Origin of the sequence: Streptococcus sp. 3874, assembly GCF_013276425.1 — a bacterium.
Lineage (GTDB): Bacteria > Bacillota > Bacilli > Lactobacillales > Streptococcaceae > Streptococcus > Streptococcus pseudopneumoniae.
The window spans coordinates 25068-43701 of the sequence record NZ_VMLA01000013.1; the positions used below are offsets into that span (position 1 = coordinate 25068).

An 18634-nucleotide genomic window follows, 5' to 3' on the forward strand; every position below is an offset into this window, starting at 1 on the left:
AAAATTTGTCAAATGTTACAGGGGTAAATAAAAAACTATCTTTTCTTCGAGATAGAAATGATAGTTTCTTGTAAAATAAACTTAGTTAAAGTAATGAAGTCCCATTGCTCCTTTAACCTCAGATAGGGTTTGACCTGCAACTTCACGCGCTCTTTCACTACCTTTTTGAAGCATATTATAAACTTCTCCCATATCCTTAGCAAATTCAATACGGCGCTCACGAATAGGACCAAGTTCACGTTCTAATATTTCAAGTAGATAACGCTTGGTCTTCACATCACCAAGACCACCTCGTTGATAATGTTCTTTCATGTCTGCAATTTCTTGAGTATCTTCTGGACGACCAAAAACATCTAGATAATGGAAAACCATATTTCCTTCAATTTTACCTGGATCCTCAACGCGGATATGATCTGAATCTGTATACATACTCATCACTTTTTTACGCAAAGTATCCGCATCATCAGCTAAATAAATACCATTATTGAGTGATTTAGACATTTTAGCATTTCCATCTAAACCAGGCAAACGCCCTGCTCTCTCATTTTCTGGATAAATACCTTCCGGCTCTACCAAGACATCACAGTTATATGCATTGTTAAAAGAACGAACAATTTCACGAGTTTGCTCAATCATTGGTTTCTGATCTGTCCCAACAGGAACATAATTGGCCTTAAAGGCTGTGATGTCAGCTGCTTGAGCTATTGGATAGACCAAGAATCCTGTCGGAATGCTTTCTCCAAATCCTTTCTGAGCAATTTCTGTCTTGACAGTTGGATTACGCTCCAAACGTGCTAATGACACCAAATTCATATAATACATAGACAACTCAGCTAATTCTGGAATTTGGCTTTGAATAAAGATAGTTGACTTACTTGGATCCAATCCAACTGCAAGATAATCCAAAGCCACATTTCCGATAGACTCTACAATGGTTTGAGGATCTTTGGCATGATCTGTCAAGGCTTGTTGGTCAGCCAAGAACACAAACATATCATACTTATCCTCTTCCTGTAATAATACTCGATTTTTGAGACTTCCAACATAATGTCCAATATGCAATTTTCCTGTTGGACGGTCTCCTGTTAAAATAATGGGTTTAGTCATTTTATTCTCCTTCGATATGGTCCCTTCAATTATAGCATTTTTTTAATGAAATAACCGCAATTTATCAAAATAAATCAACCTTGCTATTTACGGATTTGTGTAAAGCATGCTGTAAATTTGATTTACACAAAATTGACAGATAAAAATTTGAATATTTCCGTATTTTCTAGTAGAATAAATATATTACACATATAGGAGAAAAACATTGCTTACAGTATCTGATGTTTCACTACGTTTTAGTGATCGCAAACTTTTTGATGATGTCAATATCAAATTTACAGAAGGAAATACTTATGGATTAATCGGTGCTAATGGTGCCGGAAAATCAACCTTTTTAAAAATTTTAGCTGGAGATATCGAACCTACTACTGGTCACATCTCTCTTGGTCCAGATGAACGTCTCTCTGTTCTTCGTCAAAATCACTTTGACTATGAAGACGAACGTGCCATTGATGTCGTTATCATGGGAAATGAAAAACTTTATAGCATCATGAAGGAGAAAGATGCTATCTACATGAAAGAAGATTTCTCAGATGAGGATGGAGTGCGTGCTGCCGAACTCGAAGGAGAGTTTGCCGAGCTTGGGGGCTGGGAAGCAGAAAGTGAAGCCTCTCAACTACTTCAAAACCTAAACATTCCAGAAGAATTGCACTACCAAAACATGAGCGAATTGGCCAACGGTGAAAAAGTAAAGGTTCTCCTCGCCAAAGCACTTTTTGGTAAACCAGATGTTCTTCTTTTGGACGAGCCTACCAACGGTTTGGACATCCAATCGATTACTTGGTTAGAAGACTTCTTGATTGACTTTGATAACACCGTTATCGTAGTATCCCACGACCGTCACTTCTTAAACAAAGTATGTACTCACATGGCCGACCTTGACTTTGGAAAAATCAAACTCTATGTCGGAAACTATGACTTCTGGAAGGAATCTTCTGAACTCGCTGCTAAATTGCTAGCAGACCGTAATGCCAAAGCAGAAGAAAAAATTAAACAATTGCAAGAGTTCGTTGCTCGTTTCTCTGCTAATGCTTCCAAATCAAGACAAGCAACATCACGTAAGAAAATGCTTGATAAGATTGAACTTGAAGAAATTGTACCATCTAGTCGTAAATATCCATTTATCAACTTTAAAGCGGAACGTGAGATTGGTAATGATCTCTTGACAGTAGAAAATCTAACTGTAAAGATTGATGGTGAGACTATTTTAGATAATATCAGCTTTATCTTGCGTCCAGGTGATAAGACAGCGCTTATTGGACAGAATGACATCCAAACGACTGCATTAATTCGTGCAATCATGGGGGACATTGACTATGAAGGAACTGTCAAGTGGGGAGTAACTACTAGCCGTTCTTACTTGCCAAAAGATAACTCAGCTGATTTCGCAGGGGGAGAATCAATTCTTGACTGGTTGCGTCAATTCGCAAGTAAAGAAGAAGATGACAATACTTTCCTACGTGGCTTCCTCGGCCGTATGCTCTTCTCTGGAGATGAAGTTAACAAACCTGTAAATGTCTTGTCAGGGGGAGAAAAAGTTCGTGTTATGCTTTCAAAACTCATGCTCTTAAAATCAAATGTCCTTGTACTTGATGATCCAACAAATCACTTGGACTTGGAATCTATCTCAAGCTTGAATGATGGATTGAAAAACTTTAAAGAATCAATCATCTTTGCCAGTCATGACCACGAGTTTATTCAAACTTTGGCTAACCATATCATTGTCTTATCTAAAAATGGTGTCATTGACCGTATCGATGAAACCTATGATGAATTCCTAGAAAATGCAGAAGTACAAGCAAAAGTTAAAGAACTTTGGAAAGACTAAATAAAACTTCAAAACTCAGTTGGATTAACCAGCTGAGTTTTCTAACATTTTATGAGGTAACATGAAATTATTTTTTAAAACATATTGGATCTATTTTGTTTCTTTCATCATTCCCGTAATCATTATGATAGGAGTATATCTATCTCAAGGTATCTACTGGAATAGTGACACCTCTCCTCTATTAGGAGATGGGTTTCATCAATACGTTATTTTTGATATAGCTCTAAGAAATATCCTACATGGGAATGGTAGTCTGTTTTACACCTTTACAAGTGGCCTCGGATTAAATTTCTATGCCCTATCTAGTTATTACTTGGGAAGTTTCCTTTCACCTCTAGTTTACTTTTTTAATCTGTCGAATATGCCAGATGCTGTCTATCTGACAACTCTCTTAAAATTTGGATTGATTGGACTGTCAACTTACTTTAGTTTAAATAAATTATTTCAATCGATTCCTAAGCCTTTAAAACTAGCTTTATCTACTTCCTATGCTCTGATGAGTTTCACTGTCAGTCAATTAGAGATAAAAACCTGGCTAGATGTTTTTATCTTGATTCCTTTAATTATAACTGGTTTACATCTACTTATCACTGAAAAGAAATTCATATTGTACTTTACAAGTCTGTCAATCTTATTTATCCAAAACTATTATTTTGGATATATGACAGTATTGTTTCTTATTTTCTGGTATCTCTGTCAAATTTCGTGGAACTTTAAAACCCGAAAATCATCTGTTCTTGATTTTGTTGTGACCTCCTTTTTAGCTGGTATGGCTAGTTTGATTCTGACTCTTCCTACTCTGTTTGATTTACAGACACATGGGGAAAAATTAACTGAAGTTACAAAGTTTCAAACTGAAAGTAGCTGGTATCTTGATCTCTTTGCCAAGCAATTCATTGGTTCATTTGACACAACAAAGTATGGGGCTATCCCAATGATTTTTGTTGGACTACTTCCCTTTATTTTGACCATTTTATTTTTTACACTGACATCCATTAAGTTTCACGTGAAACTTATCTATGCAATTTTCTTTGCATTTCTAATTGCCAGCTTTTATATAGAAGCTCTTGATTTATTTTGGCAAGGCATGCATACTCCAAACATGTTTTTACATCGCTATGCTTGGATTTTCTCTACCTTGTTAATTTACACAGCAGCAGAAGTCTTAAATCGTCTGAAAGAAATTAAAATCTGGAATTTTTTAGTTTCGCTTTTTCTTATAGTAACAGGATTTTTAGCTACCATCTATCTAAAATCACATTATTCTTTTTTAACAGATTTGAATATTCTGCTGACTCTTGAATTTTTGGTTGTCTATTCGCTTTTACTCCTTGCAGTTATCAAAAAGTTTATCTCTGTGAATCTGTTTACCATTCTAATCTCTTTATTTATAATAGTTGAAATAAGTTTAAATGCTTCATCTCAAATAGACGGAATTGCTAAGGAATGGGGTTTTGCTTCTCGAAATGCATATAATCGAGATATCCCAGCTATGGAATCTTTCTCAACATATATTGGAAATCAATTTACTCGTACTGAAAAACTACAAACTCAGACAGGAAATGACAGTATGAAATTCAACTATAATGGAATCTCTCAATTTTCATCTGTTCGAAATCGTTCAGCAAGCTCTACTTTGGATAAACTTGGTTTTAAATCCTCTGGGACTAATCTAAATCTCCGTTATGCCAATAATAGTATTTTGGCTGATAGTTTATTTGGTATCCAGTACAATATCTCAGACAGTCCTATTGATAAATATGGTTTTAAAGATATCTATCAAAAAGATAATCTTACCCTATATGAAAATCAATTCTCTCTCCCGATTGCATTTGCTAGTCAATCTGTTTACAATGATGTCAAGTTCACTGAACACACTCTAGATAATCAGGCCTCGTTTTTAAATCAACTTGCTAACGTCAATTTTGATTATTTTTCTGCGATCCCTTATGACAAAACAGAAAATACTGATGATTTGATTAGTGTTACAAGCTCTTCAAATGAGGATGCAGCAATCCAGTATCAAATTGAAGTACCAGAAAACAGCCAAATTTATCTTTCTTTCACAAATCTTCACTTTTCTAATGATAAACAAAAGAAGGTTGACATCCTTGTAAATGGTGAAAAAAAGACTTTTACAACTGATAATGTCTTCTCCTTCTTTAATCTAGGCTATACAAAAGAGAAAAAAACTTTCAATATCAATGTTAGTTTCCCTGGAAATTTACAGGTATCATTTGAATCTCCTACCTTCTATCGTTTAGATACCAAAACTTTTACCGAGGCAATTCAAAAAATTAAAGAACAACCTGTCACAGTATCAACTTCTAAAAACAAGGTCTTTGCTACATATGATGTCAAACAAGATACGTCGATTTTCTTCACCATTCCTTATGACAAAGGTTGGTCTGCCTACCAAGATGATAAGAAAATAGAAATTAAACAAGCTCAAACTGGATTTATGAAAGTTGATGTTCCCAAGGGAAAAGGAACTATTACACTTTCCTTTATTCCCAATAGTTTTATTACTGGAGCAATCTGTTCCTTTACTTCACTTTTACTATTTGGAATTTATAATCACAAACGAAAGTCATCTAAGACATAAAAAAAATCGACCAGTTGGTCGATTTTTTTAATATTCTTCCATTTTCTTAGGTTGATAGGCTAGCATACCTAAACCAATAAATAGGGCTAATATCACAACAAGGAAAATGACTTGATGATGAATATTCCCTGTCATAGAGATTGTTTGTCGTAATCCAGAAACTGAATAACTCATTGGTAACCAAGGATTAATGGCTCTAAAGAAATCATTTGTCAAAGCAAGTGGGTAAGTACCTGCACTTGATGCTAACTGTAATAAAAGCAAGATAAGAGAGAAGAAAGCTCCTATACGGCTATTCCATGTTGTTAAAGCGGTCACCATGGACATGAATACTAAACTTGTTAGGATAATGAGAATAAGTGTTCTCATCTCATGATTTGCAGTTAGACCAATAAGATGGACTCCTCCATATACTAAAATCCCTGCTAAAACAGCTATAATACCATTTATTTCAGCCCGAGATTTCAACCAAGCCCAACGGCTCTCTGGATGACGTCCTGAAGGCAGCTTCGCAAAGATCATATTCGTTGATATTGCTGCAACAAAGAGAGCAACTGATATCATATAAGGAGCCATTGCAATTCCATTTACAGGAACTTGGTCATTGTCAGTTTTGGAGAGACTGAGAGGATTTGACAAAATCTCTGCATTTTTAGATTCTGTTGATGCTGACTTGAGTTGATCACTAGCATTACCTAATCCTTGTCCCAAAGAAGCAACTCCTGACTGTAAATCTTCCAATCCAGAAGTTAACTTTGTTCCACCTTCTGCTAGTTTCCCAGCTCCAGCTGCCAATTTATTAGCTCCACTTTCTAATTGAGAAGCACCTGAAATTAACTGACTTGATTTGTCAGCTAGTTGGCTAGAGCCTGACTGCAATTTATCAACTCCTGCTATCAATTCTTGACTCTTTTGATTCAATTGGTTAGAGCCAGTTGATAATTTTTTAATACCAGACACTAATTCTGGAGTTTTTTCAACTAATTGACCAACTCCTGCTGTCAAGTTAGAAGATTTTTGTGTCAAGGTAGTTGAGCCTGAAACTAGTTGATCCAAACTACTTGTCAAGGTGGCATTTTTTTCACTTAGTTGACTTGCGCCCTGAGAAACTTTATCAACACCTGCAGTATATGCATTTACACCCGATGTAATCGACTGACTAGCAGGAACTAATTTACTCGTCACTGCTCCCTGTATTTCTGTTAATCCACTTGACAATCCTGTCAAAGAAGTAGAAGCAAGCGGTAATACTTGATTAGCTTGATTTTTTAATGTCGAAAGATTTGAAGATTGATTTTGTAAGTTTTCCAAACTTCCCTGTAAACCTTGTACTAAAGCTATTATTGACTGAGCCGATTGAATACTATCAGTCGAATTTTGAGATACAGAAGCGCTTATCTCAGCTTGTTGCTCACTTGTCAATGATTGATAAGCTGCTGTCGATTGAATATTAGCTAATGTAGTCGCTTTATCAGACTGAGCACTTGCTAACATTTGATTAGAAAGAGATACTATACTTGATAAAACAGAATCTAATTGTTTTGTATTTCCAACATCAATATTTTTAATAGTTTGATTTAACTGATTCAAACCAGAAGATAATTGATTAATTTGATCTTTTTTCCCAGACGAAGCATCTAACTTGCTAGAAAGTTGTTGAATCCCTTCACTTAATTTCCCCACCTCCATTCGAAGTGCAGCTGATTGACTAGATAACTGATTAGCACCTGTTGCAAGATTTCCCACTCCATTTGTATAAGCACTAACACCAGATGAAAATTGATTAAGACCAGCATTAAGCTGAGAAACACCGCCAGTATAGGACTCTACACCAGTATATAACTGATTGATTCCCCTTACTAATTCAGGACTTTTAGAAGATAATTGACCTAATCCGTTATCTAATTGACTCACTGCACCAGTATATGTAACTAAACCACTATTAAAATTCCCTAAGCCAAGATGAAGTTGTTCGACACCAGAAACATAAGAGGATAATCCTCTAGTAAACTGTTCCGTTCCATTTGAAAATGTTAAACTTGAAGCTGCTAAAGAGTGTAGGTTGGTAGTTAATGTTTGACTTCCTGCCACTAACTGATTCGCTCCATCAGTTAATTTTTCACTACCAGAAGCTGCTTGACTCATACCATCCTTTAAATCGACCATTTTGTTGAATAAAGCTTTAGTATAGGTCTCGGTTACATTGGTAGAAACACTCTGCTTTAATTGTGTCATAGCAGAATCACTCATCTTGCTGGCAATAAAGCTATGACCACTTGAAGTCTGATAATCGATTTGCATTTGCTCTGGATGATCCGTTAAAATAGAAGATGATTTTTCAGATAAATCACTTGGTAAAGTTACTACCATATAGTAATCGCCATTTTCTAAACCCTTCTTACCTTCTTCTTTATCTACAAAATGAAAATCCAAGGTTTTATTTTCTTTTAAATTGGACACCATGTCTTTTCCTATTGCCATAGTATTATCATTATAGGAAGCCTCTTTATCATTATTGACAACTGCCACAGGTAAGTCAGACAATTGACCATATGGATCCCACATTGATGATAAAAATATGATATTGTACAGAGCTGGAATAAGAGAAATCCCTATCATGACAATAATAAAGGTTGGTTTTTTAAAAATTGCTTTCCATTCTTTAAACATAGTTTCTCCTTTTTTAAACATATTGTCTAAAATTTTGATATAATAGATTATACATTAAAAAATCTAAATTACAAGATAAAAAATCCATTTTTAGACAGATAGTCTAATTTGTTTACAAGGAGGAAATATGCAAGAAAGTAACAAACGCTTAAAAACAAAGCGAACTATTGAAAATGCTATGGTACAATTACTGATGGAACAGCCATTTGATCAAATTTCTACTGTCAAGTTAGCAGAAAAAGCCGGAATTAGTCGTTCCAGCTTCTATACTCACTATAAGGATAAGTATGATATGATTGAGCACTATCAAAGCAAGCTATTTCATACATTTGAATATATTTTTCAAAAACATGCTCATCACAAAAGAGATGCTATTTTAGAAGTATTTGAATATCTAGAGTCAGAACCACTTCTGGCTGCCCTTCTTTCTGAAAATGGGACTAAAGAAATCCAAAATTTCTTACGAAATAAACTTCATATCATGCTCAGTACAGATTTACAAAAGCGATTTATGCAACTGAATCTCAATACAACTGAATTAGAATACAGTAGCATCTATCTAACTCATGCACTTTTTGGTGTCTGTCAAACTTGGATTGCACATGGAAAAAAAGAAAGTCCTCAAGAAATAACAGATTTCCTTATGAAGATGCTTGGTGATACAAATTGATACAAAAAGGGAACACAGTTGTGTTCCCTTTTATCTATACTCCGCCAGTAGGACTCGAACCTACGACATCATGATTAACAGTCATGCGCTACTACCAACTGAGCTATGGCGGATAAAATAGTCCGTACGGGATTCGAACCCGTGTTACCGCCGTGAAAAGGCGGTGTCTTAACCCCTTGACCAACGGACCTTCTATCTGTAGCAGATATAACCATTATATCAATTTCTTGCTAATTGTCAATCACTTTTGAGATTTTTTCTCTAAAATATCTTTCAATTTTCTAATTTTTAACCTTGAAATAGGACAGCGATGATCTTCATAGAAAACAACTTCTAGATTCTTTCGGTCAATTTCTCTGATATTGCCTATATTTACCAAAAATGACTTATGAGGTGAATAAAATCGTTGGGTATGTTTATCCTTTTCCTGAATATCTGTCATGGTACCGTAAAACTCTTTGGCAAAATTCTTACCAATAATGCGCAATTTATGAGAGACTCCTGTCGTTTCAATATACAAAATATCATGGTAAGGGATTTTTAAATCATTTCCCTTGTAATTGTAATCAAAATAATCTACAACATCTTCATTTTCAAGTAACATACTCTTCGTGTAGAATATATTTTGCTCAATTCTCTTCTTAAACATCTCATCATTGATATCCTTATCAACAAAATCTAAGGCTGATACCTGGTATTTATAGGTGAGAGTCGCAAACTCTGATCGACTGGTAATAAAGACGATAATGGCATAAGGATTGTAATGACGAATGAGTTGAGCCACTTCAAATCCCTTTTTTTCAATCCCATGAATATCGATATCTAGGAAATAAAGCTGATTTACTTCATCGTTTTCAATGTATTCTTCAAATTCACGGACTTTTCCCGTTGTCTTGTATGATATTGGAATATTCGATTCTTTCGAAATTTCATCCAATATTCTTTCTAGTCTCACTTGATGTTCAATAACATCCTCTAAAATTAAAACTTTCATTCAAATTCCCTCTTAAATCTAATAATTTGTCTAAATGTACTGCCTTCCATCTCTGTTTCTAAAATAATATTGTTGTACTTATCCAGTAGTTCTTTCACATTATTTAATCCGACTCCACGATTTCTTCCCTTAGTAGAGAATCCTAAAGCAAATAGGTCTCCTGAAGGAGTCATCGTCATTTTACATGAATTCTGAATCACAATCACTGTTTCAGTTTCCATCTTAATAACTGCTACTTCCATCTGTTTTTTATAACTATCAGCCGATCCTTCCACAGCATTGTTCAATAAAACACTCATAATACGAACTAAATCCAGCAAGTCTATTGGTAGTCTAGTAATTATATCTTTTACTTCCAGTGTAAACTCTACACCATTATTTCGAGCATAGACAATTGACTGTGCAACCAAACTTCGTAAAGCTGAATCTTCTATGTTGTTCAAATCAAAGTAAGTGTACTTATCTGAACGCAGTTTATGATTGGCTTTGACCAAAACTTCATTGTAAATTCTGTCAATTTCCTGTAAATCACCACTGTCAATTGCCATCTGCATACTGACAAGCATCCCAGCATAATCATGTCGAAAACCACGAATTTCATTATATAGACCGACAATTTCATCTGTATAATTCTGTAAATGTTTCTGTTCAAATTTCTTCTGCTTCAAAGCAATCTCTTTCTCCATTTGTTCTTTATGCGAATTCATTGCAAAAAAGGTCAAAAGTAGAGAAATAAAGACAATAGATGATAAAATACTTCCAAAACTATTCAAATGTTTAATCGTACTTACCATATCTGAAACGAAAGATACAATATGGAGCAGTAGTAAAGCAAAAAATACTTTTTTCAAGAAAGGATAGAGGTAGTCTTTGTCAAAATAGGATAGTTCCAAATGGAAATAATGAATGATTTTTAAGACAACAAAATAGGTCAACACCGTTACAACGAAAAAGAATGGGTCATGATATTGTGAAACAAAGTTATCTCCTGTTATAGAGGAGAAAGTTACGGACAGAAAGTTATGAGTGCTCTCATATAAAAGAGATAGTAGTAAACTTAGGAATAGTCCTCTATCCCTCTCATACTGTTTAATCCATCGAAAATAGGAATATAAGCCCAAAGGAAATAAAAATCTTTCAATCACTATTTCATCTAAATATAGAAGATAAAAGGAAAGTTCAAGTACTGCTTCTACTAGTAATGTATAGATACCAAAAAAATATAGTTCCTTTGATTTTATTTGACCTTTACAAATTAAACGGTAACTGTGACTAATAATTAAAAAATGACCAATAACTGTCCCAAATCCAAATAAATTCATTACTCTTTCCCCTTATTTTATTACTTTTTTCTTGGGAAAATAAAATCACGGAGGATTTTTGGCAGTCTCATCTCCCCACCTTTAATCTCCTGCAAGTCTTTTTCCTTCAAGGCTACAAACTGTTCCAATTTAACTGTGTTTTTCATAATAAAATCTCCTAAAATGTTTTTTCTTGTAAGCTAACTTACAAAAACCATTATACAAAATGGAATTTCGTTTTAGATAAAATTCTCTCAACTGTCATTTTTTTCTCCTCAAGTGTACTTTTTTAAGAAAAAAGCCGGGAAAATTCCCAGCTTTGCTACTATATTGATCCCAGCAGGATTCGAACCTGCGACCGTTCGCTTAGAAGGCGAATGCTCTATCCAGCTGAGCTATGAGACCTAATACAATTATTCTACCAAAAATTCAATTAAAAGTCAATTTTCTATTTATGATAGGGCGAGCCCTGCTGAATCGTAAAAGCGCGATAGATTTGTTCAACAAGGACTAGTCTCATTAACTGATGGGGCAAAGTTAGACGGCCAAAACTAACAGAAAGATTAGCTCTCTTTTTTACAGCTGATGATAATCCTAAACTCCCTCCAATAATAAAGGTAAGAGTAGAAAATCCTTTTATAGAAGCTTCTTCTAACTGCTTACTAAATTCTTCTGAAGAAAGTGTTTTCCCCTCAATGGCTAACACAATAACAAAATCACGATCACTAACTTTTGATAAAATTCTCTGACCTTCTATTTCTAAAATCTTTTGATTTTCTGACTCACTAGCCCTATCTGGTGTTTTTTCATCTGCCGGCTCAATCATTTCAAGCTTAGCAAATCGAGAAATTCGTTTTGAATACTCTGCAATACCATCTTTTAAATACTTTTCTTTCAGTTTCCCAACTGTTACAACTTTAATTTTCATGACTCTATTCTAGCATATTCTTTATTTTTTCACATCTTATTCACAAAATAAAAGGTTAATTTTAACTGAGAAAACCACAGATTTTAGAAAGTTATCCACAATCTGTGAAAAACTTTTGTATTTAAGTTATAATTAAGCTAGTCAGTTTATACTTTCAGTAATTTCAAACATATGGAGGCAAATATGAAACATCTAAAAACATTTTACAAAAAATGGTTTCAATTATTAATCGTTATCGTCATTAGCTTTATTAGTGGAGCCTTGGGTAGTTTTTCAATAACTCAACTAACTCAAAAAAGTGGTGTAAGTAGCTCTAACAACAATAGTACTATTACACAAACTGCCTATAAGAACGAAAATTCAACAACACAGGCTGTTAATAAAGTAAAAGATGCCGTTGTATCCGTTATTACTTATTCAGCAAATAGACAAAATAGCGTATTTGGCAATGATGAGACTGATACAGATTCTCAGCAAATCTCTAGTGAGGGATCTGGCGTTATTTATAAAAAGAATGATAAAGAAGCTTACATCGTCACCAACAATCACGTTATAAATGGCGCTAGCAAAGTAGATATTCGATTATCAGATGGGACTAAAGTACCTGGAGAAATTGTCGGAGCGGATACTTTCTCTGATATTGCTGTCGTCAAAATCTCTTCAGAAAAAGTGACAACAGTAGCTGAGTTTGGTGATTCTAGCAAGTTAACCGTAGGAGAAACTGCTATTGCCATTGGTAGTCCGTTAGGTTCTGAATATGCAAATACTGTCACTCAAGGTATCGTATCTAGTCTTAATCGAAATGTATCTTTAAAATCTGAAGATGGACAAGCCATTTCTACAAAAGCCATCCAAACTGATACTGCTATTAATCCAGGTAACTCTGGTGGCCCACTGATCAATATCCAAGGACAGGTTATCGGAATTACCTCAAGTAAAATTGCCACAAATGGAGGAACATCTGTAGAAGGTCTTGGTTTTGCAATCCCTGCAAATGATGCTATCAATATTATTGAACAGTTAGAAAAAAACGGAAAAGTGACGCGTCCAGCTTTGGGAATCCAGATGGTTAATTTATCTAATGTGAGTACAAGCGACATCAGAAGACTCAATATTCCAAGTAATGTTACATCTGGTGTAGTTGTTCGTTCGATACAAAGTAATATGCCTGCCAATGGTCACCTTGAAAAATACGATGTAATTACAAAAGTAGATGACAAAGAGATTGCTTCATCAACAGACTTACAAAGTGCTCTTTACAATCATTCTATCGGAGACACCATTAAGATCACTTACTATCGCAACGGTAAAGAAGAAACTACATCTATTAAACTTGACAAGAGTTCAGGTGATTTAGAATCTTAATTGACATCTATGTAAAGAAAGCTTTACATAAGAGAAAAGATGTGTTAGTGTAGAATCATGGAAAAATTTGAAATGATTTCTATCACAGATATACAAAAAAATCCCTATCAACCCCGAAAAGAATTTGATAGAGAAAAACTAGATGAACTAGCACAGTCTATCAAAGAAAATGGGGTCATTCAACCGATTATTGTTCGTCAATCTCCTGTTATTGGTTATGAAATCCTTGCAGGAGAGAGACGCTATCGGGCTTCACTTTTAGCTGGTCTACGGTCTATCCCAGCTGTTGTTAAACAGATTTCAGACCAAGAGATGATGGTTCAGTCCATTATTGAAAATTTACAGAGAGAAAATTTAAACCCAATAGAAGAAGCACGCGCCTATGAATCTCTCGTAGAGAAAGGATTCACCCATGCTGAAATTGCAGATAAAATGGGCAAGTCTCGTCCATATATCAGCAACTCCATTCGTTTACTTTCCTTGCCAGAACAGATTCTCTCAGAAGTAGAAAATGGCAAACTATCACAAGCCCATGCGCGTTCCCTAGTTGGGTTAAATAAGGAACAACAAGACTATTTCTTTCAACGGATTATAGAAGAAGATATTTCTGTAAGGAAGTTAGAAGCTCTTCTGACAGAGAAAAAACAAAAGAAACAGCAAAAAACGAATCATTTCATACAAAATGAAGAAAAACAGTTAAGAAAACTACTCGGATTAGATGTAGAAATTAAACTATCTAAAAAAGACAGTGGAAAAATCATTATTTCTTTTTCAAATCAAGAAGAATATAGTAGAATTATCAACAGCCTGAAATAAGGCTGTTCTTTTATTTTTTTATCTCACAAGGTTATCCACTATGTTTTTCGATAAAAAGCTTAATAAATCAATAATTTCTTCTTTTATCCCCAACCTGTGGATAAAGTTTGGTAACATTGTGGATTATTTTTCACAGCTTGTGGAAAATTCTTGCTATCTATGGTAAAATATCTCTAGTATTAAACTTTTAAATAGTAAAGGAGGAGAAAAGATTGAAAGAAAAACAATTTTGGAATCGTATATTAGAATTTGCACAAGAAAGACTGACTCGATCCATGTATGATTTCTATGCTATTCAAGCTGAACTCATCAAGGTAGAGGAAAATGTTGCCACTATATTTCTACCTCGCTCTGAAATGGAAATGGTCTGGGAAAAACAACTAAAAGATATTATTGTAGTAGCTGGTTTTGAAATTTATGACGCTGAAATAACTCCCCACTATATTTTCACCAAACCTCAAGATACGACTAGCTCACAAGTTGAAGAAGCTACAAATTTAACTCTTTATGACTATAGTCCAAAGTTAGTATCTATTCCTTATTCAGATACGGGATTAAAAGAAAAGTATACCTTTGATAACTTTATTCAAGGGGATGGAAATGTTTGGGCTGTATCAGCCGCTTTAGCTGTCTCTGAAGATTTGGCTCTGACCTATAACCCTCTTTTTATCTATGGAGGACCAGGCCTTGGTAAGACTCACTTATTAAACGCTATTGGAAATGAAATTCTAAAAAATATTCCAAATGCACGTGTCAAATACATACCTGCTGAAAGCTTTATTAATGACTTTCTTGATCACCTAAGACTTGGGGAAATGGAAAAATTTAAAAAAACCTATCGTAGTCTTGATCTTTTGTTAATCGATGATATCCAGTCACTCAGCGGAAAAAAAGTCGCAACTCAGGAAGAATTTTTCAATACCTTTAACGCCCTTCATGACAAGCAAAAACAGATTGTCCTAACCAGTGATCGTAGTCCAAAACATTTAGAAGGGCTCGAGGAGAGGCTTGTCACGCGCTTTAGTTGGGGATTGACACAAACTATCACACCCCCTGACTTTGAAACACGCATTGCCATTTTACAAAGTAAAACGGAACATTTAGGCTACAATTTCCAAAGTGATACTCTAGAATACCTAGCTGGGCAATTTGATTCAAATGTTCGAGATCTTGAGGGAGCCATAAACGACATCACTTTAATTGCCAGAGTAAAAAATATCAAGGATATCACTATTGATATTGCTGCAGAAGCTATTAGAGCTCGAAAACAAGATGTTAGCCAAATGCTCGTCATCCCAATTGACAAAATCCAAAATGAAGTTGGTAACTTCTATGGAGTTAGTGTCAAAGAAATGAAGGGAAGCAGACGCCTTCAAAACATTGTGTTAGCCCGTCAAGTAGCCATGTATTTATCTAGAGAACTAACAGATAATAGTCTTCCAAAAATTGGGAAGGAATTTGGTGGAAAAGATCATACAACAGTTATTCATGCCCATGCTAAAATTAAATCTTTGATTGATGAAGACGATAATTTACGCTTAGAAATTGAATCAATCAAAAAGAAAATCAAATAAGTTGTGGATAACTTTTACTTTATTATCTTTTTTATCCACATTTTTTAAACAAGCCAAAAAACTTGATATGACTTGTTTAAAGTCTGTTTTCCACAGATTTCACAGACTCTATTATTACTATTATCCTTCTAATACTAAAAATAAATAAAGGAGAATCCATGATTCATTTTTCAATTAATAAAAATTTATTTCTACAAGCCTTAAATACAACTAAAAGAGCTATTAGTTCTAAAAATGCCATTCCTATTTTATCAACTGTCAAAATTGACGTGACCAATGAAGGTGTTACTTTAATTGGTTCAAATGGTCAAATTTCAATTGAAAATTTTATTTCTCAAAAAAATGAAGATGCTGGTCTATTAATTACTTCTTTAGGTTCGATCCTTCTTGAAGCTTCTTTCTTTATCAATGTGGTATCTAGCCTACCTGATGTAACTCTTGATTTTAAAGAAATTGAACAAAATCAAATTGTTTTAACCAGCGGCAAATCAGAAATTACCTTAAAAGGAAAAGATAGTGAACAGTATCCACGAATCCAAGAAATTTCAGCAAGCACTCCTTTGGTTCTTGAAACAAAATTGCTCAAGAAAATTATCAATGAAACAGCTTTTGCTGCAAGTACACAAGAAAGTCGTCCAATTTTAACAGGTGTTCATTTTGTATTGAGTCAGCATAAGGAGCTAAAAACAGTGGCAACAGACTCTCATCGTCTAAGCCAGAAAAAATTAATGCTTGAGAAAAATAGTGATGATTTTGATGTCGTGATTCCTAGCCGTTCTCTACGCGAATTTTCAGTGGTATTTACAGATGATATCGAAACTGTAGAGATTTTCTTTGCCAATAACCAAATCCTCTTTAGAAGCGAAAATATTAGCTTCTATACTCGTCTCCTAGAAGGAAACTATCCTGATACAGATCGCTTGATTCCAACAGACTTTAACACTACTATTACTTTTGATGTGGTAAACTTACGCCAGTCAATGGAGCGTGCTCGTCTTTTATCAAGTGCGACTCAAAATGGTACTGTGAAACTTGAAATTAAAGGTGGTATTGTTAGCGCCCATGTTCACTCTCCAGAAGTTGGTAAAGTAAACGAAGAAATCGATACTGATCAGGTTACTGGTGAAGATTTGACCATTAGTTTCAACCCAACTTACTTAATTGATTCTCTTAAAGCTTTAAATAGCGAAAAGGTTACCATTAGCTTTATCTCAGCTGTTCGTCCATTTACTCTTGTGCCAGCAGATACTGACGAAGACTTCATGCAGCTCATTACACCAGTTCGTACAAATTAAGTGAAAGAGGTTGAGCTTAGCTCGCCTCTTTTATGATATAATCGAAAAAGAAAAGGAGAATAGTATGTATCAAGTTGGAAATTTTGTTGAAATGAAAAAACCACATGCTTGCACCATCAAGTCAACAGGTAAAAAGGCCAATCGTTGGGAAATTACACGTGTAGGAGCAGATATCAAAATCAAATGCAGTAATTGTGACCATGTTGTCATGATGGGGCGCTATGATTTTGATCGAAAAATGAATAAAATTATTGACTGAACCCCCTTAGTTAGAGGGTTAGCAAGTTTTCCCTTTTTGTGTTATAATATTAGGGATTGAAATGAAAACGGAGAATGAGAAATATGGCTTTGACAGCAGGTATCGTTGGTTTGCCAAACGTTGGTAAATCAACACTATTTAATGCAATTACAAAAGCAGGAGCAGAGGCAGCAAACTACCCATTTGCGACGATTGATCCAAACGTTGGAATGGTTGAAGTTCCAGATGAACGCCTACAAAAACTAACTGAAATGATTACTCCTAAAAAGACAGTGCCAACAACATTTGAATTTACAGATATTGCAGGGATTGTAAAAGGAGCTTCAAAAGGAGAAGGGCTAGGGAATAAATTCTTGGCCAATATTCGTGAAGTAGATGCGATTGTTCACGTAGTTCGTGCTTTTGATGATGAAAATGTGATGCGCGAGCAAGGACGTGAAGACGCCTTTGTAGATCCACTTGCCGATATTGACACCATTAACCTAGAATTGATTCTTGCTGACTTAGAATCGGTGAACAAACGATATGCGCGTGTAGAAAAGATGGCACGTACGCAAAAAGATAAAGAATCAGTAGCTGAGTTTAATGTTCTTCAAAAGATTAAACCAGTCCTTGAAGATGGGAAATCAGCTCGAACTATTGAATTTACAGATGAGGAACAAAAGGTTGTAAAAGGTCTTTTCCTTTTGACGACTAAACCAGTGCTCTATGTTGCTAATGTTGACGAGGATGTGGTTTCAGAACCTGACTCTATCGACTATGTCAAACAAATTCGTGAATTTGCAGCGACAGAAAATGCTGAAGTAGTCGTCATTTCTGCGCGTGCTGAGGAAGAAATTTCTGAATTGGACGATGAAGATAAAAAAGAGTTTCTTGAAGCCATTGGTTTGACAGAATCAGGTGTAGATAAGTTGACGCGTGCAGCTTACCACTTGCTTGGATTGGGAACTTACTTCACAGCTGGTGAAAAAGAAGTTCGCGCTTGGACTTTCAAACGTAGTATGAAGGCTCCTCAAGCAGCTGGGATTATCCACTCAGACTTTGAAAAAGGATTTATTCGTGCAGTAACCATGTCATATGAGGATTTAGTGAAATACGGATCTGAAAAGGCCGTAAAAGAAGCTGGACGCTTGCGTGAAGAAGGAAAAGAATATATCGTTCAAGATGGCGATATCATGGAATTCCGCTTTAATGTCTAAAAAATTAATAAATGGTGTCAATT

General features: G+C 34.9%; 15 protein-coding genes and 3 tRNA genes. 9 read left to right on the top strand and 9 right to left on the bottom strand.

What is annotated here, in order from left to right:
• Nucleotides 1-81: 81 nt before the first annotated feature.
• On the bottom strand, nucleotides 82-1107 hold the full coding sequence (trpS, locus tag HT703_RS01180) for a tryptophan--tRNA ligase (protein WP_172929848.1): 1026 nt from the start codon (nucleotides 1105-1107) through the stop codon (nucleotides 82-84).
• A gap of 205 nt (nucleotides 1108-1312) precedes the next feature.
• Between trpS and HT703_RS01185 the strand changes: the two genes are divergently transcribed.
• Both HT703_RS01185 and HT703_RS01190 read left to right on the top strand, forming a co-directional pair.
• Nucleotides 1313-2935 carry an ATP-binding cassette domain-containing protein gene (locus tag HT703_RS01185; RefSeq protein ID WP_000958774.1) on the top strand — a complete coding sequence of 541 codons (1623 nt, stop codon included), beginning with the start codon at nucleotides 1313-1315 and terminating at the stop codon, nucleotides 2933-2935.
• Nucleotides 2936-2996: 61 nt separating this feature from the next.
• Nucleotides 2997-5540, top strand: a complete 2544-nt coding sequence (locus tag HT703_RS01190; RefSeq protein WP_172929850.1) for a YfhO family protein — start codon at nucleotides 2997-2999, stop codon at nucleotides 5538-5540.
• Between the two features lie 27 nt (nucleotides 5541-5567).
• Here the strand turns inward: HT703_RS01190 and HT703_RS01195 are convergent, their stop codons facing one another.
• Nucleotides 5568-8210 (bottom strand): YhgE/Pip domain-containing protein, encoded by a 2643-nt coding sequence (locus HT703_RS01195; protein WP_172929852.1) that lies wholly within the window; start codon nucleotides 8208-8210, stop codon nucleotides 5568-5570.
• A gap of 127 nt (nucleotides 8211-8337) precedes the next feature.
• On the opposite strand from HT703_RS01195, the gene HT703_RS01200 reads away from it, so the two are divergent.
• Nucleotides 8338-8880 (top strand): TetR-like C-terminal domain-containing protein, encoded by a 543-nt coding sequence (locus HT703_RS01200; protein ID WP_001158275.1) that lies wholly within the window; start codon nucleotides 8338-8340, stop codon nucleotides 8878-8880.
• A 39-nt stretch (nucleotides 8881-8919) separates the two neighbouring features.
• On the opposite strand, the gene HT703_RS01205 is transcribed toward HT703_RS01200, so the two are convergent.
• From HT703_RS01205 to rlmH, 7 genes are all read right to left on the bottom strand, one after another.
• Nucleotides 8920-8993: transfer RNA gene (locus HT703_RS01205), tRNA-Asn, on the bottom strand.
• Nucleotides 8994-8998: 5 nt separating this feature from the next.
• Nucleotides 8999-9070 (bottom strand) — tRNA-Glu (locus HT703_RS01210).
• Between the two features lie 51 nt (nucleotides 9071-9121).
• On the bottom strand, nucleotides 9122-9874 hold the full coding sequence (gene comE, locus HT703_RS01215; RefSeq protein ID WP_000866069.1) for a competence system response regulator transcription factor ComE: 753 nt from the start codon (nucleotides 9872-9874) through the stop codon (nucleotides 9122-9124).
• Nucleotides 9871-11196, bottom strand: coding sequence for a competence system sensor histidine kinase ComD (comD, locus tag HT703_RS01220; RefSeq protein WP_077804504.1), 1326 nt, complete (start codon nucleotides 11194-11196; stop codon nucleotides 9871-9873). The genes comE and comD overlap by 4 nt, the downstream gene beginning before the upstream one ends.
• A gap of 20 nt (nucleotides 11197-11216) precedes the next feature.
• The gene (gene comC, locus HT703_RS01225) at nucleotides 11217-11342 is read right to left on the bottom strand and encodes a competence-stimulating peptide ComC (protein WP_000799683.1); all 126 of its coding nucleotides are present in this window, start codon (nucleotides 11340-11342) and stop codon (nucleotides 11217-11219) included.
• A gap of 164 nt (nucleotides 11343-11506) precedes the next feature.
• A tRNA-Arg gene (locus HT703_RS01230) sits at nucleotides 11507-11580 on the bottom strand.
• Nucleotides 11581-11623: 43 nt separating this feature from the next.
• Nucleotides 11624-12103, bottom strand: a complete 480-nt coding sequence (gene rlmH, locus HT703_RS01235; protein WP_172929854.1) for a 23S rRNA (pseudouridine(1915)-N(3))-methyltransferase RlmH — start codon at nucleotides 12101-12103, stop codon at nucleotides 11624-11626.
• A gap of 183 nt (nucleotides 12104-12286) precedes the next feature.
• Between rlmH and HT703_RS01240 the strand changes: the two genes are divergently transcribed.
• The 6 genes from HT703_RS01240 (at nucleotide 12287) to ychF (ending at nucleotide 18611) form a co-directional block, all read left to right on the top strand.
• Entirely contained in the window at nucleotides 12287-13468 is a 1182-nt protein-coding gene (locus HT703_RS01240) for a S1C family serine protease (protein WP_172929856.1), read from the top strand.
• 57 nt (nucleotides 13469-13525) lie between these two features.
• Nucleotides 13526-14284, top strand: a complete 759-nt coding sequence (locus tag HT703_RS01245) for a ParB/RepB/Spo0J family partition protein (RefSeq protein ID WP_000410378.1) — start codon at nucleotides 13526-13528, stop codon at nucleotides 14282-14284.
• A 212-nt stretch (nucleotides 14285-14496) separates the two neighbouring features.
• Nucleotides 14497-15858 (top strand): chromosomal replication initiator protein DnaA, encoded by a 1362-nt coding sequence (gene dnaA / locus HT703_RS01250; protein ID WP_023936251.1) that lies wholly within the window; start codon nucleotides 14497-14499, stop codon nucleotides 15856-15858.
• Between the two features lie 158 nt (nucleotides 15859-16016).
• The gene (gene dnaN / locus HT703_RS01255; RefSeq protein WP_023940601.1) at nucleotides 16017-17153 is read left to right on the top strand and encodes a DNA polymerase III subunit beta; all 1137 of its coding nucleotides are present in this window, start codon (nucleotides 16017-16019) and stop codon (nucleotides 17151-17153) included.
• A gap of 64 nt (nucleotides 17154-17217) precedes the next feature.
• Nucleotides 17218-17412, top strand: coding sequence for a DUF951 family protein (locus HT703_RS01260; protein WP_000285186.1), 195 nt, complete (start codon nucleotides 17218-17220; stop codon nucleotides 17410-17412).
• A gap of 83 nt (nucleotides 17413-17495) precedes the next feature.
• Nucleotides 17496-18611, top strand: coding sequence for a redox-regulated ATPase YchF (gene ychF, locus HT703_RS01265; protein ID WP_001218709.1), 1116 nt, complete (start codon nucleotides 17496-17498; stop codon nucleotides 18609-18611).
• The last annotated feature ends 23 nt before the right edge of the window (nucleotides 18612-18634 follow it).